22 protein-coding genes and 1 tRNA gene are annotated in these 25789 nt (G+C 72.7%); 7 read left to right on the top strand and 16 right to left on the bottom strand.

Annotated elements, in window-relative coordinates; genetic code table 11:
- Window positions 1–5 precede the first annotated feature (5 nt).
- The 3 genes from ACQ1X7_RS01180 to ACQ1X7_RS01170 form a co-directional block, all read right to left on the bottom strand.
- Window positions 6–356 (bottom strand): hypothetical protein, encoded by a 351-nt coding sequence (locus ACQ1X7_RS01180; RefSeq protein WP_432476312.1) that lies wholly within the window; start codon window positions 354–356, stop codon window positions 6–8.
- Window positions 357–436: 80 nt separating this feature from the next.
- The gene (locus ACQ1X7_RS01175) at window positions 437–961 is read right to left on the bottom strand and encodes a TOPRIM nucleotidyl transferase/hydrolase domain-containing protein (RefSeq protein ID WP_432476311.1); all 525 of its coding nucleotides are present in this window, start codon (window positions 959–961) and stop codon (window positions 437–439) included.
- Window positions 962–965: 4 nt separating this feature from the next.
- Complete coding sequence (locus ACQ1X7_RS01170) at window positions 966–1850, bottom strand: LysR family transcriptional regulator (RefSeq protein WP_432476310.1); 885 nt, start codon at window positions 1848–1850, stop codon at window positions 966–968.
- Window positions 1851–1934: 84 nt separating this feature from the next.
- Here ACQ1X7_RS01170 and ACQ1X7_RS01165 point away from each other — a divergent pair, with 84 nt between their 5' ends.
- Window positions 1935–3146 (top strand): MFS transporter, encoded by a 1212-nt coding sequence (locus ACQ1X7_RS01165; RefSeq protein ID WP_432476309.1) that lies wholly within the window; start codon window positions 1935–1937, stop codon window positions 3144–3146.
- 6 nt (window positions 3147–3152) lie between these two features.
- On the opposite strand, the gene ACQ1X7_RS01160 is transcribed toward ACQ1X7_RS01165, so the two are convergent.
- Entirely contained in the window at window positions 3153–4088 is a 936-nt protein-coding gene (locus ACQ1X7_RS01160) for an endonuclease/exonuclease/phosphatase family protein (RefSeq protein ID WP_432476308.1), read from the bottom strand.
- A gap of 270 nt (window positions 4089–4358) precedes the next feature.
- Between ACQ1X7_RS01160 and ACQ1X7_RS01155 the strand changes: the two genes are divergently transcribed.
- Window positions 4359–7718, top strand: coding sequence for a hypothetical protein (locus tag ACQ1X7_RS01155; RefSeq protein WP_432476307.1), 3360 nt, complete (start codon window positions 4359–4361; stop codon window positions 7716–7718).
- 68 nt (window positions 7719–7786) lie between these two features.
- Here ACQ1X7_RS01155 and ACQ1X7_RS01150 read toward each other — a convergent pair whose 3' ends face one another.
- Entirely contained in the window at window positions 7787–7924 is a 138-nt protein-coding gene (locus ACQ1X7_RS01150; protein ID WP_432476306.1) for a hypothetical protein, read from the bottom strand.
- Between the two features lie 41 nt (window positions 7925–7965).
- Here ACQ1X7_RS01150 and ACQ1X7_RS01145 point away from each other — a divergent pair, with 41 nt between their 5' ends.
- From ACQ1X7_RS01145 to ACQ1X7_RS01135, 3 genes are all read left to right on the top strand, one after another.
- Window positions 7966–9051: a winged helix DNA-binding domain-containing protein gene (locus ACQ1X7_RS01145; protein WP_432476305.1), complete on the top strand. Its 1086-nt coding sequence runs from the start codon at window positions 7966–7968 to the stop codon at window positions 9049–9051.
- A gap of 87 nt (window positions 9052–9138) precedes the next feature.
- Window positions 9139–9657, top strand: coding sequence for an SRPBCC family protein (locus ACQ1X7_RS01140; protein WP_432476304.1), 519 nt, complete (start codon window positions 9139–9141; stop codon window positions 9655–9657).
- The gene (locus ACQ1X7_RS01135; RefSeq protein ID WP_432476303.1) at window positions 9654–10154 is read left to right on the top strand and encodes an SRPBCC family protein; all 501 of its coding nucleotides are present in this window, start codon (window positions 9654–9656) and stop codon (window positions 10152–10154) included. The genes ACQ1X7_RS01140 and ACQ1X7_RS01135 overlap by 4 nt, the downstream gene beginning before the upstream one ends.
- A 59-nt stretch (window positions 10155–10213) precedes the next feature.
- Here the strand turns inward: ACQ1X7_RS01135 and ACQ1X7_RS01130 are convergent, their stop codons facing one another.
- The 4 genes from ACQ1X7_RS01130 to ACQ1X7_RS01115 all read right to left on the bottom strand — a co-directional run bounded on the left by ACQ1X7_RS01130 (window position 10214) and on the right by ACQ1X7_RS01115 (window position 11494).
- A complete protein-coding gene (locus ACQ1X7_RS01130) occupies window positions 10214–10552 on the bottom strand; it encodes an ArsR/SmtB family transcription factor (protein WP_432476302.1) in 339 nt (112 codons plus the stop codon).
- Window positions 10549–11013 (bottom strand): SRPBCC family protein, encoded by a 465-nt coding sequence (locus tag ACQ1X7_RS01125; protein WP_432476301.1) that lies wholly within the window; start codon window positions 11011–11013, stop codon window positions 10549–10551. The genes ACQ1X7_RS01130 and ACQ1X7_RS01125 overlap by 4 nt, the downstream gene beginning before the upstream one ends.
- A 137-nt stretch (window positions 11014–11150) precedes the next feature.
- Window positions 11151–11223 (bottom strand) — tRNA-Thr (locus ACQ1X7_RS01120).
- Between the two features lie 91 nt (window positions 11224–11314).
- Window positions 11315–11494, bottom strand: coding sequence for a hypothetical protein (locus tag ACQ1X7_RS01115; RefSeq protein WP_432476300.1), 180 nt, complete (start codon window positions 11492–11494; stop codon window positions 11315–11317).
- 104 nt (window positions 11495–11598) lie between these two features.
- On the opposite strand from ACQ1X7_RS01115, the gene ACQ1X7_RS01110 reads away from it, so the two are divergent.
- Entirely contained in the window at window positions 11599–12525 is a 927-nt protein-coding gene (locus ACQ1X7_RS01110) for a LysR family transcriptional regulator (RefSeq protein ID WP_432476299.1), read from the top strand.
- A gap of 76 nt (window positions 12526–12601) precedes the next feature.
- Here ACQ1X7_RS01110 and ACQ1X7_RS01105 read toward each other — a convergent pair whose 3' ends face one another.
- The 7 genes from ACQ1X7_RS01105 to ACQ1X7_RS01075 form a co-directional block, all read right to left on the bottom strand.
- On the bottom strand, window positions 12602–14152 hold the full coding sequence (locus ACQ1X7_RS01105) for an alpha/beta hydrolase (protein ID WP_432476298.1): 1551 nt from the start codon (window positions 14150–14152) through the stop codon (window positions 12602–12604).
- Window positions 14149–15321, bottom strand: a complete 1173-nt coding sequence (locus ACQ1X7_RS01100) for a DNA polymerase III subunit delta' (protein WP_432476297.1) — start codon at window positions 15319–15321, stop codon at window positions 14149–14151. The genes ACQ1X7_RS01105 and ACQ1X7_RS01100 overlap by 4 nt, the downstream gene beginning before the upstream one ends.
- A complete protein-coding gene (gene tmk, locus ACQ1X7_RS01095) occupies window positions 15318–15974 on the bottom strand; it encodes a dTMP kinase (RefSeq protein ID WP_432476296.1) in 657 nt (218 codons plus the stop codon). The genes ACQ1X7_RS01100 and tmk overlap by 4 nt, the downstream gene beginning before the upstream one ends.
- A 97-nt stretch (window positions 15975–16071) precedes the next feature.
- The gene (gene topA, locus ACQ1X7_RS01090; protein WP_432476295.1) at window positions 16072–18762 is read right to left on the bottom strand and encodes a type I DNA topoisomerase; all 2691 of its coding nucleotides are present in this window, start codon (window positions 18760–18762) and stop codon (window positions 16072–16074) included.
- A gap of 75 nt (window positions 18763–18837) precedes the next feature.
- Window positions 18838–20328, bottom strand: a complete 1491-nt coding sequence (locus ACQ1X7_RS01085) for a DUF7059 domain-containing protein (RefSeq protein ID WP_432476294.1) — start codon at window positions 20326–20328, stop codon at window positions 18838–18840.
- 81 nt (window positions 20329–20409) lie between these two features.
- Window positions 20410–22863 (bottom strand): sodium-translocating pyrophosphatase, encoded by a 2454-nt coding sequence (locus ACQ1X7_RS01080; RefSeq protein ID WP_432476293.1) that lies wholly within the window; start codon window positions 22861–22863, stop codon window positions 20410–20412.
- Between the two features lie 123 nt (window positions 22864–22986).
- Window positions 22987–23325, bottom strand: coding sequence for an anti-sigma factor antagonist (locus ACQ1X7_RS01075; protein WP_432476292.1), 339 nt, complete (start codon window positions 23323–23325; stop codon window positions 22987–22989).
- Between the two features lie 117 nt (window positions 23326–23442).
- On the opposite strand from ACQ1X7_RS01075, the gene ACQ1X7_RS01070 reads away from it, so the two are divergent.
- On the top strand, window positions 23443–25776 hold the full coding sequence (locus ACQ1X7_RS01070; RefSeq protein ID WP_432476291.1) for a DEAD/DEAH box helicase: 2334 nt from the start codon (window positions 23443–23445) through the stop codon (window positions 25774–25776).
- Window positions 25777–25789 lie beyond the last annotated feature (13 nt).

The following is a 25789-nucleotide window of genomic DNA, read 5'->3' as shown; positions in this document are numbered from 1 at the left end:
TCGCCTCACTCGTCGGTGAAGCGCACGTCCTGGTCGGGGGACGCATCACCCTCGAGGTTGCTCGGCGCAGCGGCGATGACCTCCCGGACCCGGGACCGGTGGCGCGCGGCGTCCGTGGGAACCTTCACCACCACGTCGTGCCCCTCGGCCAGGGCGTCGAACCCCTCGTCCTTCAGGGCGGTCACGACGGGCACGGGGTCCTGGCCCTCGGGAACCGGGTAGCGCAACGCGGCGGTCTCGGGCCGGTCGATCTCGGCGACCTCGCGCTGCCGCCTCCGGCCTGCCGAGACCATCAGGGCGGCCACGACCGCGAGCACGACCAGGACGAGCAGGACCGGGACCACTGCGGCACCCATCACCTACCTCCCAGCGTCGATTCCTGTCTCCGTACCCAGGAGTCCGGTCGGTCAACCGCGAGTGCCTGCAGGCCCGCTCCTCACCCACGCTGCAGCCGGCGCGCCGTGGCCAGCAGGTCGGCCAGTGGGGCCGGTACGTCGTCCGGTCCGAGCCGGGCGGCGAGGGCATGGGCAAGGGTGGCCTTGCGGCCCGACCGGGTCCCGGCGAACCGGTGCAGCTGGTCGGCGATCGGTCGCCCGCGCCACTCCGGCTGGCCCTGGAAGGTGCGGAACCGGGCGAGCTCACCGAGTGCCGCCAGGACGTCCAGCACCCCGGCCGGCCCGACCGCGCGGATCAGCTCCGACTCCAGGTCGGCGTCGCACGCGAAGACCCCGTCGAGGGGCGGCTCGAGCCGGTCGAGGAAGCGGCGCTCGCGCAGGTCGCAGAGCCCGAGGACCGCCGGGGTGGGCCGGCGGGCGGAGAGGCGGCGTACGTGGCGGGCGGCGTTGGTGATCCCGCCCATCGCCACCACCTCGAGCGACGGCCCGACGCCGTCCGCCAGCAGCTCGACGACGGCGGCGTCGCTCGCACCCTCCACGAGGACGACGACGTCGTGGGCAGGCACCCGGTCAGCCTGTCACGGCGGTGTCGACACGCGCCGCGACGAAGTCGCGGAACCGCTGGGCGGGCGGGGTCAGCGGCCGGTCCGCGCGCCACATCAGCCCCACCACGCGCCGGGCGGACCGCGCCCGGACGGCGATGCCCGTGGTGCCTGACTGGCCGGCCAGCTGCTCCGGGAGCAGCGCCACCCCGAGCCCCGCCGAGACCAGCCCCGCGATCGTGGCGAGGTCGCCGCTCTCGAAGGCGACCCGCGGTGTGACGCCGGCCGACCGGAACAGGTCGTCGACCATGGCGCGGTAGCCGAAGCCCACCGGGGTGGTGATCAGGTCCTGCCGCGCCACCTCGGCGAGCGTCACCCGCTGCCGGTCCCGGAGCGCGTGGGCGGGCCCGACGACCAGCACGATCCGTTCCTCCTGCAGCGGCAGCCAGCCCCACGGACCCGACGGCCGAGCGGACGTCACGGCCAGCTCGGAGAGCCCGGCTTCCAGGTCCTCGAGGATGACGTGGCCGGGTTCCTGGCGCAGCGAGAGCCGCACCGCCGGGGCCTCCCGGTGGAAGTCGCGCAGCAGCCGCGGGACCACGGAGGTCGCCATCGAGTCGAGGAAGGCGAGCCGCACCAGCCCGCCGTCGGGGTCGTGGCGGCCGGCCAGCTCGGAGAGCAGCGCGCGGTAGCGCGCGGTCAGGTCGCGGGCCGCCTCGACCACCAGCTCACCGTCGGGATTCACCCGGACCCCGGTGGGCACCCGCTCCAGCAGCCGGGCCCCGAGCTCGTCCTCCACCCTGGCCAGGGCGCGCGAGAGGGTCGGCTGGGGGACGCCGAGGCCGGCCGCCGCCTCGGTCACGTGCTGCTGGTCGGCCACCGCGACCAGCCACTCGAGATCTCGCAGCCGCACAACCCGGATCATACGGAATACGCATTGAATCCGGCCGCACCTGACATTGGACGTATCAGCGCCGCCGACGCAAAGTGGGGCGTCGTGACCCTCCTGGCCCGCCGTCCCGTCGCGCCGTCGGCCGCCACCGCCGACGTACGCCGGGTGCTGATGGCGCTCTTCGCCGCGGGTCTGGCGACGTTCGCCCTGATCTACAGCCCCCAGGCGCTGCTGCCCGCGCTCAGCGAGGCGTTCGACATCAGTGCTGCCCAGAGCTCGTTGGCGGTGTCGGCGACCACCTTCGCGCTGGCCGTGGCGCTGCTGGTCGCGGGCACCCTCTCGGAGGTCGTGGGCCGCACGCCTCTCATCCACGTCTCGCTGGTGGCGTCCGCGGTGGTCGCCGGCCTGTGCGCGGTGGCACCGAGCTGGCCGGTGCTGCTCGGGCTGCGCGTGGTCGAGGGGCTGCTGCTCGCCGGGTTGCCCGCGGTGGCGACGGCGTACCTCCGCGAGGAGCTGCCCGCTGCGATCCACGGCCGGGCCGCCGGCCTCTACATCGGGGGCACGGCCCTCGGTGGGATGGTCGGCCGGCTGCTGCCGGGCGGCGTCGCTGACCTGCTCGGCTGGCGGTGGGCCCTCGGCGCGGTCGCGCTGCTGGCGCTCGCCTGCGCCGTGGTCGTGCGCCTGGTGCTACCGCCGTCGCGACACTTCCGTCCGGCGAGTCCCGGGCTGCGATCACTCGGCAGGATGACGCGAGGAGCGGTGTCCGACCGCGGCCTGCTCGCCCTGTACGCCGTCGGCGGCTGCGGCGTCGGGGCGTTCATGGCGGTGTCGAACGCGCTCGGGTTCCGGCTGACGAGCCCGCCGTTCGGCCTCGGCGTCGGCGCCGCCAGCCTGGTGTTCGTCGCCTACCCGCTCGGCTCGCTCGCCGCGATGGGCGCCGGCCGGCTCGCCGACCGCTGGGGCCGCGCGCGGGTGCTGCCCCTCGGGGTCGCGGTCGCGCTGGGCGGGGTGCTGCTCACGCTGCCGGCCGGCCTGCCCTGGATGGCGGTGGGGTTCGCGCTGGTGATCGCGGGCTTCTTCGTGGTGCACAGCGTGGCCAGCGGCTGGGTGCCGGCGCGCGCCCACGCCCAGGGGGTGGGGCCCGGCCAGGCGGCCTCGCTGTACCTGTTCTCGTTCTACGTCGCGTCCTCGGTGGCGGGCACCGTGGCCGCGGCGGCCTGGACGTCGGTCGGCTGGTCGGGCGTGGTCGCCCTGAGCAGCGCGCTGCTGCTGGTGTCGGCCGTGCTGGCGGGGGTGCTGCGGGCGCGGGCGGCGTGAACAGGCTCAGGCGTCGGCCAGGTCGACGACCACCGGACGGTGGTCGGAGACCGGCTCGTTGCGGCGCTGCGTCGGGAACTCGTCGATCGACGCGACCTCGACGTCGGCCGTGAACGCCTGCTCGACGGCCTTCACCACCCGCTCGGAGCACAGCACGTGGTCGATCAGCTCGCGCCGACCCCGGTAGATGCGCGACCAGCGGTGCTCGGGGTCGATGAACCCGGCGGTGTTCCAGAGCCGCTGGGCGTCCCCCTGGTCGGGCCGGTCGAACCCGATGGTCCCGACCTCCGACCCGGGCGGGCCGAGCAGGATCTGGGTGGTCGCGGCCTCCGGCTCGTCGTTGAGGTCGCCGGCCACCACGACGTCCGCGTGGTCGTCGAGCAGTGCGGTCGCGTAGGTACGGACCCCGCCCGCCTCGGCAGCACGGCGGTGGAGGGCGTAGACGGCGTACCGGACGCGCTCGCCCTCGTCGCGCGGGCTGAACCGGTTGTCCGGAAAGGTCAGCAGCTTGGACTTCAGGTGCACCGACACCAGGTCGAGGGTGTGGCCCCCCGCGCGCACCCGGGCCCGGAGCCCCGGCCGGCCCAGCTGGTGGATGGTGGTCAGGTCGTCGTCGACCTGGACCGGGCCGATGCCGGCCGGGAAGTCGCGCACCTGCTCGACGTGGGTGAGCTCGGCCCGGGACAGGAACCCGACCCGGATGTCGCGCCGGTCGGGGTCGGCCAGCGCCGTCCGCCACTCTTGACCGAGCCGTCCGGCGAGGTCGTCGAGCGCCTCCGGGGCGCCGACCTCCTGCACCGCCAGCACCTCGGGGTGCAGGCCGTCGATGACCTCGGCGAGCGTGTCCAGCTTGGCGTCGTAGGCCGCCTGGTCGTCGGGCGCCCCCTGCTCCTGGCCCGGCAGGAACAGGTTCTCGAGGTTCCACGTGCCGATGCGGACCATCGGGGCCTCCCTCCCCCGCACCGTCCGACGAACAAGGCTAGCCGTGAGTCCGGAGTCGCGGGAGGGGAGTTCTCGGGTTGGTGTGCTCGCGTCAGACCTGGCGGGTCGTCGGCGCCCTCTCACGGGCCCTGTTCTGGCGCCTCCTCGACGTGCACGTGGAACCTGATGCCCCCGGGCCGATCGCCACCGAGGCCGATTGCGGTCCGATCCGGCCTGTGGGACCTTGTGAAGAGGCTCGGATGATCGAGCGCGTACTCGGGGGCTTGAGTGATGCGCACTCCAGGACGACGTGTATCGGACATCGGGCTGGCGGTTCTGCTCTTCGGCCTGGTCTCCTTCGCTCCCCTTGCCACCTACACCGCGGACCGGCTGCCGCTGGACCCGGTGCGTCGCTCCCTGCTGCCTCCGGGTGACGAACGGGACGCCGGGGAAGCGTCTCGACCCCTGAGGGAGCTGCCGGCCGGCTTGACCACGGGCTCACCGGTCACGGTCCCCAACGACGTGTGGCCCCTGGCCGTATCCGCCCTCGGAGAAGCAGGCGCGACCGAGCTTCTGACGATCCTGAGCTCGGGGGACCTGGACGACCGGCTCACCGAGTCCGCGCTCCGGGACGAGTTCGGAACGCAATACCCGTACGACTACCCGGACATGACCCGGATCCTCGACGCCGCTCCCGACCGTGGCCGCACCCCCGAAGCCGCAGCCTTGGGTGCGGCGTTGGCTGCGCTCTCTGCGCGCAGGGGCGACGCCACGGTCGCCAACGCTCCCGCCGCGGCGTACGCCGTGCTGGATCGCGCCCGCGGAGCAGGCGACTGCAAAGCCCAGCTCGACCTGCTGCTGCTCGTGGCAGCGGACGCGCAGCCACGCGACGGGGTCGTCGCCGTCGAGGGCCAACGTGCTGAGGCGCTCTGTCCTGGCGACCCGACGGCCGGGTGGCTGCAAGCCACCTACCTGTCTCAGCGCGCCAGCGCGGACCATCGCAGCCCGGTGGATCCGTTCCCGGCGGAGATGCAGGAGAGGGCCGATGAGGCGTTTGAGGAGCTGCTTGTCAGATACCCGGAGGACGCCGGCGTCGTCGCTGGGTGGGCCGACAACCGTGTCCGATTCGCTCAGAGGACCTCCGCGCTCCAGCCATTCACCGCACGGCATGCGTTCCGGCAGGCAGGTGCCGGCTATCGACGCGCGAGGGCCCTGTCCGGCAGCGACGAGTTCGTGGTGGGGGTGGCACGGGTCAGCGTAGGACTCGGCGAACCCACCGCGGCAGTGGAGCTGCTCGCGGACGCGACGGGTGTCGCCTCGCCCGGCGTGCGCCTGCAGGTGCTCCTCCAGGCCCAGGAGAGTGCGCGCGAGTTCGCCGCTGCGAGCGCCACCGCCTTCCGCCTCCACCAGAGTGGTGCTGCCGCCTTCCCCCAGGAGGGCCCTGCGTACCCGGTCCCAGGCATGGTCGAGGTCGACGCCCAGGGCCCCCTCGGGTCGGACCGCTACACGCGCCTCACGACCATCGACCTCCAGCCGAGCCCCGATCTGGGTGGCAACGGTGCCTTGGTGCTGGACGCGTCGTACGTTCCGCGATTTCGCGACGATCCCGGCATCACCGGCACCGTGGTCGACTGCCCAGACTGGGCATGGAGACGCGACGCCGTCCTGGCTGGTTCTCCGGCGAGGGCCCTCGACGGCCTCCCCTCGGGTTCGTTCGACTGGTTCGACGGGATCCTGCCGTCCGACTACTGCCCGGTCAATGGATCGTTCACCGACCTGGTGCGTGCCGAGGCGGGTCACTTCGACGGACAACGCACGCTTCAAGGCGGACCACAGAGCGGCCGGGTCCTGAGGGCCAACTTCTTGGGCGACAGCAGGCAGAATCTCTGGCGGTGGGCCGGCGACCTCGACCGCGCGGGCCAGGTGATTGGCGAGTGGACGGCACGGGTGGGCCCAGACGACCCGCGGCCCGTCAAGCGGCTCGCCGAGGTGCGATTCCTTCAGCGGGAGTACGACGAGGCGGCCGCCTTGTTCGGCCGAGCGGCGCGGCTGTACCGGGACGAGCAGTGGGACAACGATGTCGACGTCTGGGAGACCCAGCTCCAGCGCGGCGGAGCGCTCCTTCAGGCGGGGCGGGTCGAGGAGGCCAGTCTGTTGCTGCGCACGCTCGACGAGCGCGCCGCGCAGGGGGCGGCGTACCAACGCAGCGCTGAGAACCCGGAAGTGGCTGCACGGTTTGCGCTCGTCGCCTACCACGCTCGCGCCCTGCTGGCGGACAGCGAACGCGACAGAGACTCCCTCGCGGCAGCGGTGGAGGACTATGAGGCCGCCCGCGAGCTTGTTCCGGTGCTCCTCGAAGCCGGGACCACTGGCGTCCGACCGGCGCGGGTCGACAACAACCTCGCTGTCACCCTGAGCGCCCTCGACCGCGGGCGGGAGGCCCTGGCGGCGGCGCGACAGGCGGTCGTGGCCGACCCGAACAGTCCCGCGTTCCTCTACACCGCCGGTGTCGCCGCCGAGCAGGCGGCAGACACCGACCTCGCCATCGATTACTACCGGAGAGCACTGGCCAGCGACCCCGGCACCTTTCCCGCAGCCAACAACCTCGCGGTGCTCCTCGCGACCGAGCGGCAGCGCCGCGCCGACGCCGTTGACGCCTTGCGACGCGCCGTCGGCGTCGCTCCCAACTACGCGCTGGGCTGGTTCAACATCGGCGCCATCCAGGCGGAGCGCGGGCCGGCGTACGTGCTGTCCGCCCAGGGCGCACTGGCTCGCGCCTACGCACTGGATGCCAACCTGGCCGACCGCGAGCTGAGGCCGACAGCCGATGGGGTGACGTACCGCACCGGGCTCGACCTCGCGCAGCCGTTGCCCCCTCGATGGAGCTTCGCTCGACTTCAGCAGGCGTCGCCGGCCACGGCGGCCAGCCTCCTGGCAGTCCTCCTGCTGGGCATCGGGCTGATCCGGTCGACCGGGCGGGGAAGAGGGACCGACCTCGCATCCCAGTTCTTGGAACCGCTGGGGCAGCAGCTTGACCGGCTTCCCTTCGCGCAACGTCTGCGCCGCCCGATGTGGGCGATCCTCATCACGGCCGTGGTCTTCGTCCTGCCGGCGTTCTGGTCTCCGGAGCTGGGCGCGACTTCGATCCTGGCGTGGGCGTTCGGTGTGGCGACGCTGGCAGCGGCAGGGGTGTGGATGCGGAGTGCCCTGGCGCGCAGGGCACGCGTTTCTGTCGTGCAGGAGAGTTGGTTCCCGGGCATGGCGTTCGGGCTGGCAACGGGCTCCCTCGGCGCTCCGTGGGCACCGGTACCGGTCGTTCGTGCTCCGAAGCCAGCCTCGCCGCCAACCGTGGAGCAGCCGGACGAGACCGCTGCGGAGGCGTCGGAACGGCGGTCAGCCGACCAGGTCATCGCCCACGTCCATGCCGCCGCTCCGGTCACGTTCGGGGCCTTGGCGCTGGTGCTGTTCGTCGAGTCGGCCTGGTTCGGCGTTCCCCTCACCAGAGCGTGGGCCGTGGCTGCCCTGATCATGACCGCGTCCACGCTGGTTCCCATCGAGCCGCTCGACGGAGCCAGGTTGAGCAAGGGCAGCGTGATCGGTAGCGCCGGGGTCGTTGCGGGGGCGCTCCTCGTCGTCCTTGGTGTGGTGTGACGGCGGGCGAACATCGACGTCCAGGTGCCGTGCTCGCCCCCGGGACCCGGATGCCCACCGACGGTGGCTCACAGGATCAGGGCGACGGCGTAGCCGACCATGGCGACGACCAGCACCAGCGCCGTGAGCCGAACCCACGTCGGCACGGTCGGCCTGCGGGTGGGGTCGGGCGAGACTCCACGAAGCTCCGGCGGGATGTCGTCCATGACGCCAGTGTGCCGAACCGGTCGCGTGAGAAGGTGACCGCGTGGGCCCCGAGGTGCTCGATGACGTGCTGGCCAGGAGGGCCCGCGCGCAGGGTCTCACCGGCCCGGGCTTCGCCGACGTCCCCCAGGCGGTACGGGCACTTCTGGCCGTGCAGGCCCAGGACGCTCCGCTCGCGCGCTGGTCGCTGTCGCTGCGGACGGGCGGCCCCGACGACGCCGCGGTGCGGGCCGCCGTCGACGACGGGCACGTCGTACGCACCCACGTGCTCCGCCCGACCTGGCACTACGTCTCCGTCGAGGACGTGCGCTGGCTCCTCGACCTCACCGGCCCCAAGGTGCTGCGGTCGATGGCGGGACGCACGCGACGCCTCGGCCTCGGCGATCCGGCGGTGCTCCGGCGCGAGGTGGACCGGCTGCTCGCCACCCTCGCGGACACGCCGCTCACGCGTCGACAGGTGGCTGCCGCGGTCGGCCGCGACGACCTGGCCGGGGAGCGGCTCGGGCAGGTCATCGGCATCGCGGAGCTGGAGGGCCTGGTCTGCTCCGGACCGCACGTCAACGGCCAGCACACCTACACACTCCTGGACGAGCGGGTCGCACCCGCGCCCGCGAAGGACCGCGACGACGCCGTCCGCGAACTGGTGCTCCGCTTCTTCACCGGCCACGGGCCGGCCTCGGCCGCACAGCTGGCTCGGTGGTGCACCCTGACCCAGCGCGAGGTGCGGGCTGCCGTGGCGGACCTGGGTGACGCGCTCGCCACGATCGAGGTCGACGGGGTCGACCACTGGTACGGCGCCGACGCAGCCGGGCCCGACCCGGCCGAGGGCGCGTTCCTCCTGCCGGTCTTCGACGAGGCATACCTGACCTACCCCGGCAGCAACCTGCCCCGCCTCCCCGACCATCCGTGGGGCACGGGTCACTCGTCTTTCGCGGAGGCGGGCGGCGGTGTGGTCGTCCACGGCCGCCGCGACGTCGGCTGGTGGAAGCGCAAAGACGCCGGCCGCACCACGACGGTCAGCCTCGGCCTGGCCCGGTCGTTGCCCGCCCCCGCGCGGGCCGAGGTGGAGGACCAGGCGGCTGCCCTGGCCGCCTTCACCGGTCGCGAGCTGCGGCTGGTGTCCGCCTGACCGTGATCTGTTACGCAACTCTTGGTTGCGTGACCCTCTTTTGTCGCCTACCCTCGTGCAACCAACAGTTGCACATTTGGAGGTCCCATGAGCACGAGCACGACCCGCAGACCAGGCGCCGGGCGCGACCACGCGTCCACGTTCTCGGTCGAGCAGTCCCCCCAGGAGGTCTTCGACGCGATCCTCGACGTGGGCGCGTGGTGGACCGGCGAGATCGACGGACGCGCGGACCGCGTCGGCGCGGAGTTCACCTACCGACATCCTCCGCAGCACCACAGCGTCCAGCAGGTGGTGGAGCTGGAGCCGGGGCGCCGTGTGGCCTGGCGGGTCACCGACAGCCACCTGGCCGGCATCTCGGAGCCCGCCGAGTGGACCGGATCCCTGATCGTGTTCGACATCGCTCCCACCGGGGAGGGTGCCGAGCTGCGGTTCACCCACGTCGGCCTGGTGCCGGACGTGGAGTGCTTCGAGGCGTGCTCCACGGCCTGGCTGCACTACGTCGACGGCAGCCTGCGGAGCCTGATCACCACGGGCGAGGGGCTGCCCGACCCATGGTCCTCGCCACCCGTGCCCGCGGCCCTCGACCCACGGAAGGAAGGATCATGACCGAGAGCTTCACCACGACCCTGACGGTCGACAGCACCCCGGAGGAGGTCTCCGCCGCCATCGCGAGACCCGCGGCCTGGTGGAACGAGCTGATCGAGGGATCCGCCCGGGACGTCGGCGACGAGTTCGGCTTCGACATGCCCGGCGTCCACCGCACCCGGATGCGGGTCACGGAGTCCGACCCGGGCCGGCGGACCGTGTGGCACGTGCTCGACAACCACTTCAGCTTCGTCGACGACCAGGCCGAGTGGATCGGTACCGACGTCGTCTTCGAGGTGGCCCGCACCGCGGCGGGCACGGTCGTCACCGTGACGCACGAGGGACTCGTCCCGGAGCTGCAGTGCTACGAGGTGTGCCACGACGCGTGGACCCACTTCCTGGACGCCGGCCTCCGCTCCCTCCTCGCGACGGGGACCGCCTCCCCGATGACCGCCGAGCTCGCCGAAGCCACCGCCCGTGACTTCGCCGCGGCCGGCCGTACCCGCCTTCCCTCGTAGCGGGCAGGCGACCGGGTGCGCCGTCGCCCGCGACGGCGCACCCGTCGGGCCCGGAGGCGTCAGCCCTCCCGGCTGCGCTCGATCCGCTCGGCCAGCCTCTTGATCCGCCGCAGGCGGGCGTCCCACTCCGCGCCGACCGCGGACAGCTGGGCGACCGCCCGGGCGAGCTGGGCCTCGTCCACCTGGTACCGGCGTTCGCGGCCCGAGGGGGTCATGTTCACCAGCCCATGGCGGTCCAGCACCCCCAGGTGCTTGGCGACCGCCTGACGGGTGACCGGCAGCTGTTCGCTGAGGCTGCTCGCCGTACCGACGCCGTCGGCCAGGAGCAGGTCCAGCACGCGTCGGCGCGTCGGGTCACCCACCGCGCTCCAGAGGTCGTCGTCGATCGCGGTGCTCACGACCGGGCCACCAGACCGTCGGCATGGGAGACCAGGCGCGGCAGGAAGTGGTCCCAACCCCGGACGTGGTCCCGGTAGACCTCCTCCAGCACGGCGGCCTCCCATCCCCTCTCGCGGAAGCCGGTCTCCGTGAAGCGGAGCAGGGTTCCGTCACCGTCGGCGACGAGGTCGAAGGTGACGAGCAGGGAGTTGCCGGGGGCCGGCAGTGCGCCGTCGTCGTACACCCACCGGAACGCGAACCGGCGCGGCGGGTCGGCCTCGACGACCGTGAGGGCCTCCACCTTCGCCTCGCCAGAGGTCGGGTCCCCGAAGGTGACCGTCCCCGCGGCGCCGAGGACCGGCTCGAGCTCGGCGTCGTCGGGCCACCACTCCCGGAGGTGCTCGGGCGAGCTGATCACCTCGTAGACCACCTCGGGTGTGGCCTCGATGTGCAGCTCCCGCTCGATGCTGCCGTGCTCCATGCCCGCTCCTGACTCACGCAACCGCAAGTTGCGCGTCACGCTACTGCGGTCTGGCCCGGCTGACAACCGACAGTGCCCCGGATTCGAGTCACCAGGTGACGCGGATCCGGGGCACAGAGGTCTCCGGGCGAGAGCGGAGCCGCCTGTCGGAATCGAACCGACGACCTATTCATTACGAGTGAATCGCTCTACCGACTGAGCTAAGGCGGCGCGCTGCCCGGGCGGTCGGTGGTGCTCGGCCCGGGCAACCCGGGTGAGTATACGGAGCAGCGCGCCGGACGACGAAACCGTCGTAGGTGCCTCAGGCAGCGTGGGTGAGGCGGCGGCGGTCGGCGCGGCGACCGGTCAGGTGAATCTGCTGGGAACCGCACCAGCAGCCGAAGGCCACCTCGATGCCGTGGTCGGTGTTGTCGATGCGGGTGACCTGGCTCGGGAAGATCAGCTGGCGGCGGTCACACGCGGTGCAGTGGTGGTCGAACACGGGTCCTCCCCGGGTGTCTCGTGCGGTTGGGTACGCGACCATTCTCGGGCCTCTCGACTCATAGGGGTAGCCTGAGTTGTCTGGAGGACCTCAAGGAGAAGCCTTTGTTTTCGCTGCACCAGCTGCGCTGCTTCCTCGCGACGTACGAGCACGGATCGCTGACGGCTGCGGCGGCCGAGCTCGGCTACGCGCAGCCGTCGGTCTCCGAGCAGATCCGGTCCCTCGAGAAGTCCCTCGGCGCCCCCCTGTTCCGGCGGGTCGGGCGGGGGGTCGTCCCGACCACGGTCGCCGACACCTTGCGGCCGCACGCGGAACGGACCCTGGCGGCCGCCGACGAGACCTGGCGGGCCGCACGCAGCGCGACCACCCTGGAGACCGGGACCATCCGGTTCGGGATGTTCGGCACCGCCCGGCTGTACGCCGGCGCGGGGCTGGTCGCCGACGTCCTGAAGCAGCACCCGGGGGTCCGGGTCGAGCTGATCGGCCAGAACTCCAGGGAGGTCCAGGAGGACCTGCGCCGGGGCCGCCTGGAGGCGGCGATGATCGCCGTACCGACGGTGTCGAGCGAGGGGATGTCGGTGACCCCGGTCGCACGCGACGAGCTGGTCTTCGTCAGCGCCGACCCGGACCGGCTGTCGGGCCAGATCACCCCACAACGCCTCGCGCGGGCCGCCCTCGTGATGCCCGAGACCACGTGGCGGGGCGACGACTCCACCCGGATCATCCTGCGGCAGATGCTCCACGAGGCCGGCCACAACCCGCAGACCCGGATCGAGGTCGAGGACGTCGAGACGGTCGTCGAGCTGGTCGGCATGGGGCTCGCCGACACCGTGATCCCGCGGGGCGCCGCCGAGCAGCTGCTCCCCCGGCTCGCTCCCCACGCCGGACTGGCGCCACTGCGGCCACGACAGTTCGACACCTTCGCCGTCGTCCACCGCACCGAAGCGACCCTGTCGCCGGCGGCGCGGCTGATGATCGAGCTCGCGACCCGGCGGATCCAGTCGGTCGCCGAGCCGATCACCGCACGCTGATCTCGTCGTACCCGGCATCCGTGTCGTGGATCAGCCGTTTTCCACGACGCAGGCGTCGGGTACGACGACCGAGCCGTCAGCAGGACAGGCCGTCGTCGGGGACGGTCCCGTCGAGGTAGAAGCCCTCGACGGCGCCGTCCACGCAGGCGTTGCCGGCGTGGTAGCCGGTGTGGCCGTCGCCGTCGCGCGAGACCAGCACGCCCGACTCGAGCTGGTCGGCCAGCGCCTCGGACCACGCGTACGGCGTCGCCGGGTCGCGGGTGGTGCCGACGACCACGATCGGCGCCGCCCCGGCCGCGTCGATGTCGAGCGGCTCCTCGATCGACTCGGCCTCCTGGTCGAGGCAGCCGACGAGGCTCCACGCGAACACGTCGCCGAAGGTCGGCGAGGCCTCGCGGAAGGCCGGCACCTGGGCGGGGATCCGCCGGGCCGGCAGGGCGAACGGGTCGTCGAGGCAGTTGATGGCGACGAACGCCTCGCTGCTGTTGTCGGTGTAGCCACCGGGACCTCGGGAGCTGTAGGCGTCGCTCAGCCCGAGCAGCGCGGTCCCGTCACCGTCGAGGCCCGCCCGGAGGGCGCCGCTGAGGATGGTCCAGTACCTCCGGTCGTAGAGCGTGACCGCGATCCCGTAGAACGCGTTGCCGACCGCCAGCTCGCGATCGCCGTCGGTGGGCAGGGGGCGGGCGTCGACCTCGGTGATGAAGTCGCTGATCCGGGCGAGTCCCTCGTCGACGGAGTCACCGAGGTAGCAGGAGTCGGTGGACTCCACGCAGTTCGAGACGTAGGCGCGCAGCGCGGTCTCGAAGCCCTCCGCCTGTCCCAGGTTGACCTCGCGGGTGGAGAGTGTCGGGTCGAGGGCGCCGTCGAGCACGAAGCGGCCGACCTGGTCGGGGAACAGCTCGGCGTAGGTCGCGCCGAGCTTGGTGCCGTAGGACTTGCCGAGGTAGTCGAGCTGGCGGTGGCCGAGGGCGGAGCGCAGGACGTCCATGTCGCGGGCCGCCTCGACGGTGGAGACGTGGGCGGCGAGGTCGGCGTCGTCGGCGGCGCAACCGCTCGGGATCGCCCCGGACAGCTGCAGGAAGCGGTCGGCCTCGGCCCGGTCGTCGGGCGAGGGGTCGGAGGCCAGGAAGGCGTCGAGCTCGGCGTCGGTGACGCAGTCGACCGGTGCGCTGGTGCCGGTGCCGCGAGGGTCGAAGCCGACCACGTCGAAGCTGCTGACGAGGGCGTCTCCGAGGACCTGCGAGGCCGCGGCGGCGTACGCCGTCCCGGGGGCGCCGGGACCGCCGGGGTTGACGACCAGCGACCCCTGCGGCCGCCCGGAGGCGGGGACCCGGAGCACCGCGAGGTCGAGGGTGCGACCGTCGGGTTGCTCGTAGTCGAGCGGCACCGTGAGCCGGGAGCACTGGTGCTCGCCGCAGGCGGACCAGTCGAGACGCTGGCCGTAGAAGCGGTCGAGCGTCGGGTCGGGCGCGTCAGCGGATCCCTCCTCCGGGGCCGCCTCGGTGGGGGGTTGCTCCGGCGGGCCCGCGGTGTCACCGGCGTCGCGGAACACGACCAGGCCGACCACGACCCCGAGCCCCGAGAGGACGAGCGCGACGACCAGCACCCACGCCACCACCCGCCTCACCGGCGGGCCCCCTCGGGCAGCCGGAGCGCGACCATCATCGACTCCAGCGCCAGCTGCACAGGCACGTTGAAGTCCAGCATCTGCTCGCGGGCCTCGAACACCCATCCGATCCGACGCAGGTTGAGCTCGGCGCTCGACGTCTCGGCCAGGTGGGCGATCTCGCCGCGCCGCTCCTCGTTGACCAGCTCGCCCGGCGCGCCGGCGGCCAGGGCGACGGCGTCGCGGTAGACGGACACCAGGTCCATCAGGCTGCGGTCGACCACGTCGAGGTGACGCCGCTTGGCGCGGGTCTTCTGGTTGCGCTCGAGCGCGGCGAGCGCCGGGCCGTACTCCCGGGGGCGCCGGCCGCGCTCGACGACGCCGTGGGCCTCCGCCAGCTGTTGCCGCTCGCGGGCGTCGAGCGCGTCGGTGATCGCCTCGGCCTCGACCTTGGCCGTCTCGGTGAGCTCGGTGGCCGCCGACAGGCAGGCCCCCAGCGAGGTCAGCCGGGCCGGGATCGACACCACGCTGGTACGTCGGGCGCGGACGGCGTCGTCGCGCGCCAGCGCCCGGGCGCGGCCGATGTGCCCCTGGCTGGCCCGGGCGGCGTACGCCGCCAGCCCGGCCTCGACACCGTCGACCCGGACCAGGAACTCGGCGACGTCGCTCGGCGTCGGGGTCGTCAGCGACACCAGCCGGGACCGGGAGCGGATCGTCGGCAGCACGTCTTCCACGGTCGGTGCGCACAGCATCCAGACCGTGCGGTCGGTCGGCTCCTCGATCGCCTTGAGCAGCGCGTTGCAGGCCTGCTCGGTGAGCCGGTCGGCGTCCTCGACGACGAGGATCTGCCAGCGACGGCCGACGGGCGCGAGGGCCGAGCGGCGGACCAGGTCGCGGACCTCGTCGACCCCGATCGACAGCTTCTCGGTCCGGACCATCGTGACGTCGGCGTGGGAGCCCTTGAGCACGGTGTGGCACTCGTGGCAGTCGCCGCACCCGCCGTCCTCGCACTGCAGAGCCGCGGCGAACGCCACCGCTGCGTTGGAGCGGCCGGAGCCGGGTGGACCGGTGAACAGCCACGCGTGGGACATGCCGTGTCCGCCGGCGGCCCGGCGCAGCGACTCCACGACGCGCTGCTGGCCGACGAGGTCGTCCCACACTGTGCGGGCGGGCACGGTGGCGGCGGTCACCGGGCGGCCTGCCCCAGCAGCGGGGTCACCCTCTCGCGCACCAGCGCGGCGATCTCGTCGACCGGCTGGTGGGCGTCGACCACCAGGTAGTGGTCGGGGTCGGCCGCCGCGAGCGCGAGGAACGCCTGGCGCGCGCGCTCGTGGAACTCGTGCCCCTCGGCCTCGATCCGGTCGCGGCCGTCGAAGCGGCCCAGCCCGTGCTCGGGGGCGACGTCGAGCACCACGGTCAGGTGGGGCCGCAGCTCGGCGGTGGCCCAGCGCTGGAGGCGGGTGACCTCGTCGAGCCCGAGCACCCGGCCGGCGCCCTGGTAGGCGATCGAGGAGTCGACGTAGCGGTCGGTGATCACCACCTCGCCCCGGCGGAGCGCCGGAAGCACGAGGGTGTCGACGTGCTCGGCCTTGTCGGCGGCGTAGAGGAGGGCCTCGGTGCGGGGCGAGAGCTCGCCCGTCGCGGGGTCGAGCACGATGTCGCGCAGCTGCTTGCCGACGGGAGTGTCACCGGGCTCGAAAGTGAGGCGGCAGGCGTAGCCCGCCTCGGTGAGCCAGCGGGCCAGGGCGTCGGCCTGGGTCGACTTGCCGGCACCCTCGCCGCCCTCGAAGCACACGAAGACCCCCGTGTCGGCGTAGGTCCCGGGACCACCAGCTGGGCTCACGGGTTCACCCTACGGGCGGCCACCGACGCCCCGGAGCCCGTACGGGGTTTCGAGGCTCGGCGCTGGCGCGCCTCACACCTCAACCACCGGGCGTGGGTCAGCCCTTCTTGGCGGCCGTCTTCTTGGTCGTCGACTTCTTCGCCGTCTTCTTGGCGGCCGCCTTCTTCGCCGTCTTCTTGGCGGTCTTCCTTCCCGCCTTCTTGGCGGGGCCGCGAGCGCGCCGCTCGGCGAGCAGCTCGGCAGCGCGCTCGAGGGTGAGGTCGGCGACGGTGTCGTCCTTGCGCAGGGTGGCGTTGTACTCGCCGTCGGTGACGTACTCGCCGAACCGGCCCGACTTCACCACCACGGGCTGCCCGGAGACCGGGTCGTTCCCCAGCTCCTTCAGCGGGGCGGCGGCCGCCGCCCGGCCGCGCTGCTTGGGCTGGGCGTAGATCTTCAGCGCCTCGTCGAGGTCGATGGTGAGCAGCTTCTCCTCGGAGTCGATCGACCGCGAGTCCGAGCCCTTCTTCAGGTAGGGACCGTAGCGACCGTTCTGGGCGGTGATCTCCTCGCCCGACTCGGGATCGGTGCCGACGACCCGCGGCAGGGACAGCAGCTTCACCGCGTCGTCGAGGGTGATCGTGTCGAGGCTCATCGACTTGAAGAGGGACCCGGTGCGCGGACGCTCCTTCTTCGGCGCGTCCTCGGGGAGCTGCTCGGTGACGTAGGGACCGTAGCGGCCGTTCTTGGCGACCACGCGCAGCCCGGTCTCGGGGTGCTCGCCGAGCTCGATCTCCTCGCCGGCGGGGTTGGCGAACAGCTCACGCGCCTTGGCGGTGCTCAGCTCGTCGGGCGGCAGGTCGTCGGGGACGTTGGCGCGCTTGCCGGCGTACGGGCCGTCCTCGTCGCCCTCGAGGTAGGGCCCGTAGCGACCCACGCGCAGCTTGATGCCGTCCTCGGGCTCGCCGATCGGGAACGTCGCCAGCTCGCGGGCGTCGATCTCGCCGAGCCCGTTGACCAGCGTCTTGAGCCCCTCGACGTCGCCGGACCCGAAGTAGAACTCCGCGAGCTCGGTGTTGCGGTCGCGGCGGCCACCGGCGATGTCGTCGAGGACGTCCTCCATCCGGGCGGTGAACTCGTAGGAGATCTGGCGCGGGAAGTGCTCGACCAGCAGCCGGGTCACCGAGAACGCGAGCCAGGCCGGCACCAGCGCGGTCCCCTTCTTGTAGACGTAGCCGCGGTTGAGGATGGTTCCGATGATCGAGGCGTAGGTCGACGGCCGCCCGATCTCCCGCTCCTCGAGCTCGCGGATCAGCGTCGCCTCGGTGTAGCGGGCCGGCGGCTTGGTCTCGTGCCCCTCCGGGGTCACCGACGCCGCGGACACGGCGGCGCCCTCGGCGAGAGCCGGCAGCCGGGTCTCGGCGTCGTCGCGTCGCTTGGAGCTGTCGTCGAGGTCCTCGACGTAGGCCTTGAGGAAGCCGTGGAAGGTGATCGTCCGACCGCTGGCCGAGAACACCGCGTCGCGGCCGTCGGCGGCCTGCCCGCCGAGCCGGATCGTCACCGACTCGCCCTTCGCGTCCTTCATCTGGGACGCGACCGTCCGCATCCAGATCAGCTCGTAGAGCCGGAACTGCTCGCCGGACAGGCCGGTCTGCGCGGGGGTGCGGAACGAGTCGCCGGCGGGCCGGATCGCCTCGTGCGCCTCCTGGGCGTTCTTGACTTTGCTGGCGTAGGTCCGCGGGCTGTCGGGCAGGTAGTCGCCGCCGTACAGCTCGCTGACCTGCGAGCGCGCCGCCGCCACCGCGCCGCCGGACAGCGTGGTCGAGTCGGTGCGCATGTAGGTGATGAAGCCGTTCTCGTAGAGCCGCTGCGCCACCGACATGGTGACCGAGGCGCTCATCCCGAGCTTGCGGGAGGCCTCCTGCTGCAGGGTGGTGGTGCGGAACGGCGGGTACGGCTTGCGGGTGTACGGCTTGGACTCCACCGACCGGACGGCGTACGTCGTGTCCGCCAGCGAGGCCGCCAGCGCCTCGGCGTCGGCGCGGGTGAGGTGGACCCGGTCCTGCTTGGTGAGGGTCGCGTCGTTGGCGAAGTCGGAGCCGCGGGCGACCCGGACGTCGTCGAGGCTGTGCAGCCGGGCGGGGAACATCCGCGGCTCGTGGTCGGAGCCGGCATCGAAGGTGCCTTCGAGGTCCCAGTAGGAGGCGACCCGGAACGCCATCCGCTCCTTCTCGCGGTCGACGACCAGGCGGGTGGCGACCGACTGCACCCGGCCGGCGGAGAGGCCGGACATGACCTTCTTCCACAGCACCGGGCTGACCTCGTAGCCGTAGAGCCGGTCGAGGATCCGGCGGGTCTCCTGGGCCTCCACCAGGTCCATCGCCAGGTCGCGCGGGTTCTCGGCGGCCTCGAGGATCGCCTGCTTGGTGATCTCGTGGAAGACCATCCGCTTGACCGGGATGTCCTGGGGCTTCAGCTCGTCGAGGAGGTGCCAGGCGATGGCCTCGCCCTCGCGGTCCTCGTCGGTGGCGAGGTAGAGCTCGTCGGCGTCCTTGAGCAGCTTCTTCAGCTTGCTGATGTGGGACTTCTTGTCACGCGGGACGACGTAGTAGGGCTCGAAGCCGTGGTCGACGTCGACGGCGAGCCGTCCCCACGGCTGGTCCTTGATCTTCGCCGGGGTGTCGGCGGCGCTGTTCGGGAGGTCGCGGATGTGGCCGATCGACGACTCGACGACGTAGTCGCCGCCGAGGTACCCGCCGATGGTGCGGGCCTTCGCCGGGGACTCGACGATGACGAGCTTGTGGGGCACGTGGCTGGTTCTCCTGCAGGTTGCTCCGGGCGGCGGCGGATCGCGGCCGTCGGCGGATCACGGTAGCGCGAGGTGTCAACGAACCGTGAGATAGCCCTCGGCGACCAGCTCGCGCACCACCGGGAGCAGCTCGGCCCGGAGACCCGCGGGATCCCGCAGCAGCAGGGTGGCGAGTGCGTCCAGGAGCTGGCCGGTCGCGAGCTCGCCGTCGGCGGCTCCCACGAGCGCCGCGGTCACGGTGTCGGCCGGGCGGGCCCGGCGCAGCCCACGGTGCTGGCGCAGCACGATGGTCTCGGGGTCCTCGGCCCCCGCCTCGCCGTCGGTCTCCTGCCGGACGTCGTCGCGCCGGACCGGTCTGGCCGCCAGCAGCGCCTCGTCGTCGAGCCCGGACAGCCGGTCGACGGCCGCTCCCCACGCCGCGACCGTCGGCGCGATCGGCTGCTCCACGGCGTAGGGATGGTCCAGGAAGGTCCGCGGACCGGGCGCGCGACGCACGTTGATCCAGCCGAAGCCCACGCCCGCCACGCCCTGGCCGTCGAGCCAGGCGAGCCACGCGTCGTACCGCCCGGCGTAGTCGGGGGCGCCGTGGTGGCCGGCGTCCTTGAGCCACAGCTCGACGTACTCGGCGGGGTCGAGGACCTCCCGCTGCACCACGAGCGCCGAGCAGTCGTCGGCGACCCAGCCCGCCAGCCGCTGCTCCCACGGCACCTCGTCGAGCACGACCCAGTTGGCCAGCACCTGGCACCAGCCACCCGGGGTCAGGTGGTCGGGTGCGCCACGGACGATCCGCTCCACGACCTGGTCGCCGGGGAGCCCGCTGTCGCGGTAGACCAGCACGTCGGCGCCCGGCGGGGAGACCACGAACGGCGGGTTGGTGGTCACCAGGTCGAACCGCTCACCCCCCTCGGCTGGTCCCTGAGGAGGGCGCTCTGCGCCCGTCTCGAAGGGGTCCCAGAGCGAGCCGGCGCGCAGGTCGACGTCGACCTCGTTGAGCGCACAGGTCAGCGTGGCCAGGCGGAGCGCGCGGCGGTTGACGTCGGTCGCGACCACCCGGTCGGCGTGGCCGGTGAGGTGCAGCGCCTGGACGCCGCAGCCGGTGCCGAGGTCGAGCGCGCTGGTCACCCGGTCGCGGACCGTCAGCTGCGCCAGCGAGATCGAGGCCGGACTGACGCCGAGCACGTGGTCGGCGTCGACGGCGTGGGGAGCGCCGTCGAGACCGGGCGTCAGGTCGCTGAGCACCCACAGGTCACGGTCGTCGTCGGCGTACGGACGGCAGTCGAGCAGGGCCCGCACCTCGCCCCCGCTCGGCTCGAGGATCCCCTCGGCCGCCATCGGCTCGACCAGCCCCGGCAGGGCCCGGTCGGCGGCCGCACGACCCACGGGCGCCTGCAGCAGGAACAGCCGGGTGAGGGTGTCGAGCGGCGAGCCCCCGCCCGTGCGCCGGAGCGCCGGTGTCGTCTCGTTGCGGCCGAGCGCCGCGTGGGCCCGCGGGCCGAGCCGCTCGACGACCTCGTCGTGGGTGAACCGGGCCGCGACCAGGGCTGCGCGCAGGGCCGGGACGTCCACGGCCCGATCCTCGCACCGGCCCCGGACGCACCTCGACCCCGCCCGGACGGACCGGACGGGGCCGAGGAGGAGACGGCGCGGCTAGCGGTGCTGCTGGGCCGACTCCTGGGGTGCCTCGAACTGCTGGGTCGGCTCCACGTCCTGGTCGGACGTCGGGGCCGGGTCGTGACCGGCAACCGGAGCCGGGTCGTGGTCAGCCTCCGGCGGGGCCGCCGGCGGCTCGGCCGGGGTGCCCGGGTCGTCGTCGCCGATCACCGCAGAGCGGCGCTTCGACACGATGACCGCGCCAGCGATTCCGCCTGCAGCCAGCAGGGCGATGACGATCGACAGGGGACGGTTCGCGTCCTCGCCGAGGGTCATGCTGACCACGGCTCCCACGACGAGCAGGGACACCAGGTTCATCACCTTGATCAGGGGGTTGATCGAGGGACCGGCGGTGTCCTTGAAGGGGTCGCCGACGGTGTCGCCGATGATCGTCGCCTCGTGGGCAAGCGACCCCTTGCCACCGTGGTGGCCGTCCTCGACCAGCTTCTTGGAGTTGTCCCAGGCGCCGCCGGAGTTCGCGAGGAAGACGGCCATCAACGTACCCGCGCCGATCGCGCCGGCCAGGAATCCGGCCAGTGGCGCCACTCCGAGGCCGAACCCGACCGCGATGGGCGCCAGGATCGCGAGGATCCCCGGGGTGGCGAGCTCGCGCAGCGAGTCCTTGGTGACGATGTCGACGACCCGCCCGTACTCCGGGCGGCCGGTGCCCTCCATGATCCCGGGGATCTCCCTGAACTGGCGCCGCACCTCGAAAACGACGGCGCCCGCAGCCCTGCCGACAGCGTTGATCGCCAGGCCGGAGAACAGGAAGACCGCGGACACACCGAGCAGTACTCCCACCAGGACGGCAGGGTCGAAGACGAAGAAGCCCGTCACGAACGACGAGAACTCCTCGTTGTCGGGGTTGGCGTCTCGAACCGCGTCGATGGCAGTGCCGATGTAGGAGCCGAACAGCGCGCTGGCCGCCAGCACGGCGGTGGCGATCGCGATGCCCTTGGTGATCGCCTTGGTGGTGTTGCCGACGGCGTCGAGCTCGGTGAGGATCTGCGCGCCCTCGGGGCTCACGTCGCCGGACATCTCCGCGATGCCCTGGGCGTTGTCGGAGACCGGGCCGAACGTGTCCATCGCGACGATCACGCCGACGGTGGTGAGCAGGCCGCAACCGGCCAGCGCCACCGCGAACAGCGCGATGGAGAGCGAGCCGGCACCCAGCAGGTAGGCGCCGAACACCGCGGCGCCGATGACGATCGTGGTGTAGACCGCCGACTCGAAGCCGACCGAGAGACCCGACAGGATGACCGTGGCCGGGCCGGTGAGCGAGGTCCGGCCGACGTCCTTGACCGGACGGTAGTCGGTGCCGGTGAAGTAGCCGGTCAGCGCCAGGATTGCAGCGGCCAGCACGACGCCGATGACGACCGCCAGCCCGGCGATCAGGGCTGGGTTGCCCTCCGGGGTCACCCCGATCAGCTGGTCGAGCGCGCTGTTGCCGGCGCCGGTCAGCTCCGAGAAGTCGCTGGGAAGGTAGATGAACGCGAGCGCGAAGGACGCGACCGCACCGAAGGCAGCCGAGAGGTAGAACGCACGGTTGATCGTGACCAGCCCGTTCTCGCCGGCGCGAGGCCTGGTGAGGTAGACGCCCGCCACTGCGCTCAGGGCACCGATCGCCGGCACGAGCAGCGGGAAGACCAGGCCGGCATCGCCGAAGGCGATCGAGCCGAGGATCAGGGCCGCGACCAGGGTCACCGCGTAGGACTCGAAGAGGTCGGCCGCCATGCCGGCGCAGTCGCCCACGTTGTCGCCCACGTTGTCGGCGATCGTCGCCGCGTTGCGAGGGTCGTCCTCGGGGATGTTCTGCTCGACCTTGCCGACCAGGTCAGCACCGACGTCGGCGGCCTTGGTGAAGATGCCACCGCCGACTCGCATGAACATGGCGAGCAGCGCCGCCCCGAAGCCGAAGCCCTCCAGCACCTCGGGGGCGTGGTCCTGGAACAGCAGCACCACGACACTGGCGCCGAGCAGGCCGAGGCCGACGGTCGCCATGCCGACGAAGGCGCCGGTGCGGAAGCCGATGCTCATCGCCGGGTCCCGGCCCTCGCTCTCGGCGGCCGCGGCGACCCGCAGGTTCGCGCGCACCGCAAGGCTCATGCCGAGGTAGCCGATCGCGGCGGAGAACGAGGCACCCACGAGGAAGAACACCGACCGGAACACCCGGACGATCCAATCCTCGGCAGGCAGTGCCAGCAGCAGCAGGAACGCGGCGACGGCGAAGATGCCGAGCGTCCGGAACTGCCGCTGCAGGTAGGCGTTGGCCCCCTCCTGCACTGCGAGCGCGATGTTCTTCATGTTGTCGGTGCCTTCACCGGCGGCAAGGACTTCCTGGCGGAACATGTAGGCCATGCCCAGAGCGCCGAGGGCGATCAGGAGCACCACGAGGACCAGGATGAAGTTGCCTCCGGAGAGATCCACGACAGCGGGAAGGATCCCGGTCATGCATTCCTCCTGGGAGTGACTCAACTCACGAGCGTGCGAACGAGCGGAGTCTACGCAGACGCAACCGGGGGTCCGCACCCCGGTGTGAGCGGCACCACACCGATCGGTACCGCACCGGGCGGATCACCCTGCGGCGAGCGCCTCGTCGGCCGTCTCGTGGATCACGAAGACCTTGGCCAGCCCGGTGATCCGGAAGATCTTCAGCAGCCGGTCCTGGTTGCACACCAGCCGGAGCGAACCGTCGTGCGCCCGCACCTTCTTCAAGCCGCCCACGAGCACCCCGAGCCCCGTGGAGTCGAGGAACTCGACCTCGTGCATGTCGACCACGATGTCGTAGGACCCCGTGGCGACGAGCTCGCTGATCTTGTCGCGGAGCTTGGGCGCGGTGTAGACGTCGATCTCTCCACCGACGGCGACGATCGTCTTGCCGTCGGCCTCGCGCGTGGTCAGCGTCAGGTCCACGTCTGTGCTTTCTCCCTCGGCCCTGGCCGGGCCCCCAAAACCGCGGCGTCGTGGTGTCGTCTCCTCCACAATCAAACCACGCCCGACCGTGTCGTGCCCGTTTGCCACACTGCGCGAGTGCAGTCCGCGCCTTCCGGACCTCCGTCGCCGGTCGCCGACCTGGTGGCGCGGCTGGTCGCGCCCCCCGGGCGGGCCGCGCGGCTCACCCACCTCGAGCAGCTCGCACCCCGGGCGGCCGTCACGGCGCCGTGGCCCCGATGGGTCCCCGACGAGGTCCGCGAGGCCTACGTCGGCCGCGGCGTCGTGCTGCCGTGGCGGCACCAGGTCGAGACGGCGGACCACGCCCGCGGGGGGCGCCACGTGGTGGTCTCGACCGGGACCGCGTCCGGGAAGTCGCTGGCCTTCCAGCTGCCGGCGCTCGCCGGGGTCCACCGGCTGCGGGGCGCGGGGGGCGAACGGGGTTCCACCGTGCTCTACCTGGCGCCGACCAAGGCGCTGGCACAGGACCAGTGGGCGGGGCTGCGGGCCTTGGGGCTGGACACGAGGGTCACCACCCACGACGGCGACAGCAGCCGGGAGCTGCGCGACTGGGCGCGCGACCACGGGGAGTACGTGCTGACCAACCCCGACATGCTGCACCGCTCGCTGCTGCCCGGCCACGAGCGGTGGGCCCGGTTCCTGTCGATGCTCGACGTCGTCGTGGTCGACGAGGCGCACCACTACCGGGGTGTCTTCGGCGCCCACGTGGCGCAGGTGCTGCGGCGGCTGCGGCGGGTGTGCGCCCGCTACGGCGCGCAGCCGACGTTCGTGCTGGCCTCGGCCACCATGGCCGACCCCGCCGGCACCGCCAGTCGGCTCACCGGCCTCCCGGTGGTCGCCGTCACCGACGACGCCTCGCCCCGCGGGCAGGTGTCGCTGGCCTTCTGGGAGCCGTCGTTCACCTCTCTCAAGGGGGAGAACGACGCGCCTGTGCGGCGCTCCGCGGCCGCCGAGACGGCCGACCTGCTGACCGACCTGGTCGTCGACGGGGTGCGGACGCTGGCGTTCGTCCGCTCGCGGCGGGGTGCCGAGCAGGTGGCGCTCACCGCCGCGGGCGCGCTGGCCGAGGTCGATCCCTCGCTCCCGGGTCGGGTGGCGGCCTACCGCGGCGGCTACCTGCCGGAGGAGCGGCGCGACCTCGAGCAGAGGCTGCGCAGCGGACAGCTGCTGGGGCTGGCCGCCACCAGCGCCCTCGAGCTCGGCATCGACGTGAGCGGGCTCGACGCCGTGGTGATGGCCGGCTACCCGGGCACCCGGTCGGCCCTGTGGCAGCAGCTCGGCCGCGCCGGCCGCGGCGCGGGGGACGCGCTCGGCGTCCTGGTCGCGCGCGACGACCCCCTCGACACCTACCTGGTGCACCACCCGGAAGCGCTGGTGGGGCAGCCGGTGGAGGCGACGGTGTTCGACACCGACAACCGCTTCGTGCTCGGGCCGCACCTGTGTGCGGCCGCCCAGGAGCTGCCCCTGGTGGAGGACGACCTCCCCCTGTTCGGGCCGACCAGCGGCGCCGTCGTGGACGAGCTCGTGGACGCGGGGCTCCTGCGGCGCCGGAGCCGCGGGTGGTTCTGGACCGACGCCCGGCGCGCGGCCGACCTCGCCGACATCCGCTCGACCGGAGGCGCCCCGGTCCAGCTGCTCGAGGTCGGCACGGGACGAGTGGTCGGGACCGTCGACGCATCGCGCGCCCACTCGACCGCCCACGCCGGCGCCGTCTACGTGCACGCCGGCGAGACGTGGGTCGTGCAGGACCTCGACCTCGACGACCGGGTCGCCGTCATGGAGCGCAGCGACCCCGACCACACCACCTCGGCGCGGGAGACCACCTCCGTCACGATCGCCTCCGAGCGCCGCCACCGCACCTGGGGCGGCTGCCGGCTGGCCACCGGCGAGGTCGACGTGACCCACCAGGTGGTGTCGTTCCTCAAGCGCCGCCCCTCGGGGGAGGTGATCGGCGAGGAGCCCCTGGACCTGCCGGAGCGGACCCTGCGCACCACTGCGGTCTGGTGGACGGTGCCGGACGACGCGCTCGAGGACTCCGGCATCCTGCCGGTCGACCTCCCGGGAGCGGCCCACGCTGCGGAGCACTGCTCGATCGGGCTCCTTCCTCTCTTCGCGACCTGCGACCGGTGGGACATCGGGGGGGTGTCGACCGCGCTCCACCCCGACACAGGTCGGCTCACGGTCTTCGTCTACGACGGTCATCCCGGTGGTGCGGGGTTCGCGGAGCGCGGGTACGAGGAGGCGGTGGCCTGGCTGAACGCGACCCGCGACGCGATCCGGCACTGCGGCTGCCCCGAGGGGTGCCCGTCGTGCGTGCAGTCCCCGAAGTGCGGCAACCAGAATCACCCCCTCGACAAGGAGGGCGCCGTCGCCCTCCTCGACGTCCTGCTCGAGCACGCCCCGCACTCCTGACCCCGGGTCCGGC

Origin of the sequence: Nocardioides sp. GXQ0305 (genome assembly GCF_050880345.1) — a bacterium.
In the GTDB taxonomy this organism is placed as follows: domain Bacteria; phylum Actinomycetota; class Actinomycetes; order Propionibacteriales; family Nocardioidaceae; genus Nocardioides.
This window is presented reverse-complemented; position numbering and strand designations above follow the sequence as displayed.

What these genes read in the sequence shown, in the direction of transcription:
- ACQ1X7_RS01155 (WP_432476307.1), top strand. Translation starts at nt 4,359, where the DNA reads ATGCGCACTCCAGGACGACGTGTATCGGACATCGGGCTGGCGGTTCTG.
- ACQ1X7_RS01125 (WP_432476301.1), bottom strand. Translation starts at nt 11,013, where the DNA reads ATGGAGCACGGCAGCATCGAGCGGGAGCTGCACATCGAGGCCACACCC.
- ACQ1X7_RS01160 (WP_432476308.1), bottom strand. Translation starts at nt 4,088, where the DNA reads ATGGTCCGCATCGGCACGTGGAACCTCGAGAACCTGTTCCTGCCGGGC.
- ACQ1X7_RS01140 (WP_432476304.1), top strand. Translation starts at nt 9,139, where the DNA reads ATGAGCACGAGCACGACCCGCAGACCAGGCGCCGGGCGCGACCACGCG.
- ACQ1X7_RS01150 (WP_432476306.1), bottom strand. Translation starts at nt 7,924, where the DNA reads ATGGACGACATCCCGCCGGAGCTTCGTGGAGTCTCGCCCGACCCCACC.
- ACQ1X7_RS01135 (WP_432476303.1), top strand. Translation starts at nt 9,654, where the DNA reads ATGACCGAGAGCTTCACCACGACCCTGACGGTCGACAGCACCCCGGAG.
- ACQ1X7_RS01080 (WP_432476293.1), bottom strand. Translation starts at nt 22,863, where the DNA reads ATGACCGGGATCCTTCCCGCTGTCGTGGATCTCTCCGGAGGCAACTTC.
- ACQ1X7_RS01180 (WP_432476312.1), bottom strand. Translation starts at nt 356, where the DNA reads ATGGGTGCCGCAGTGGTCCCGGTCCTGCTCGTCCTGGTCGTGCTCGCG.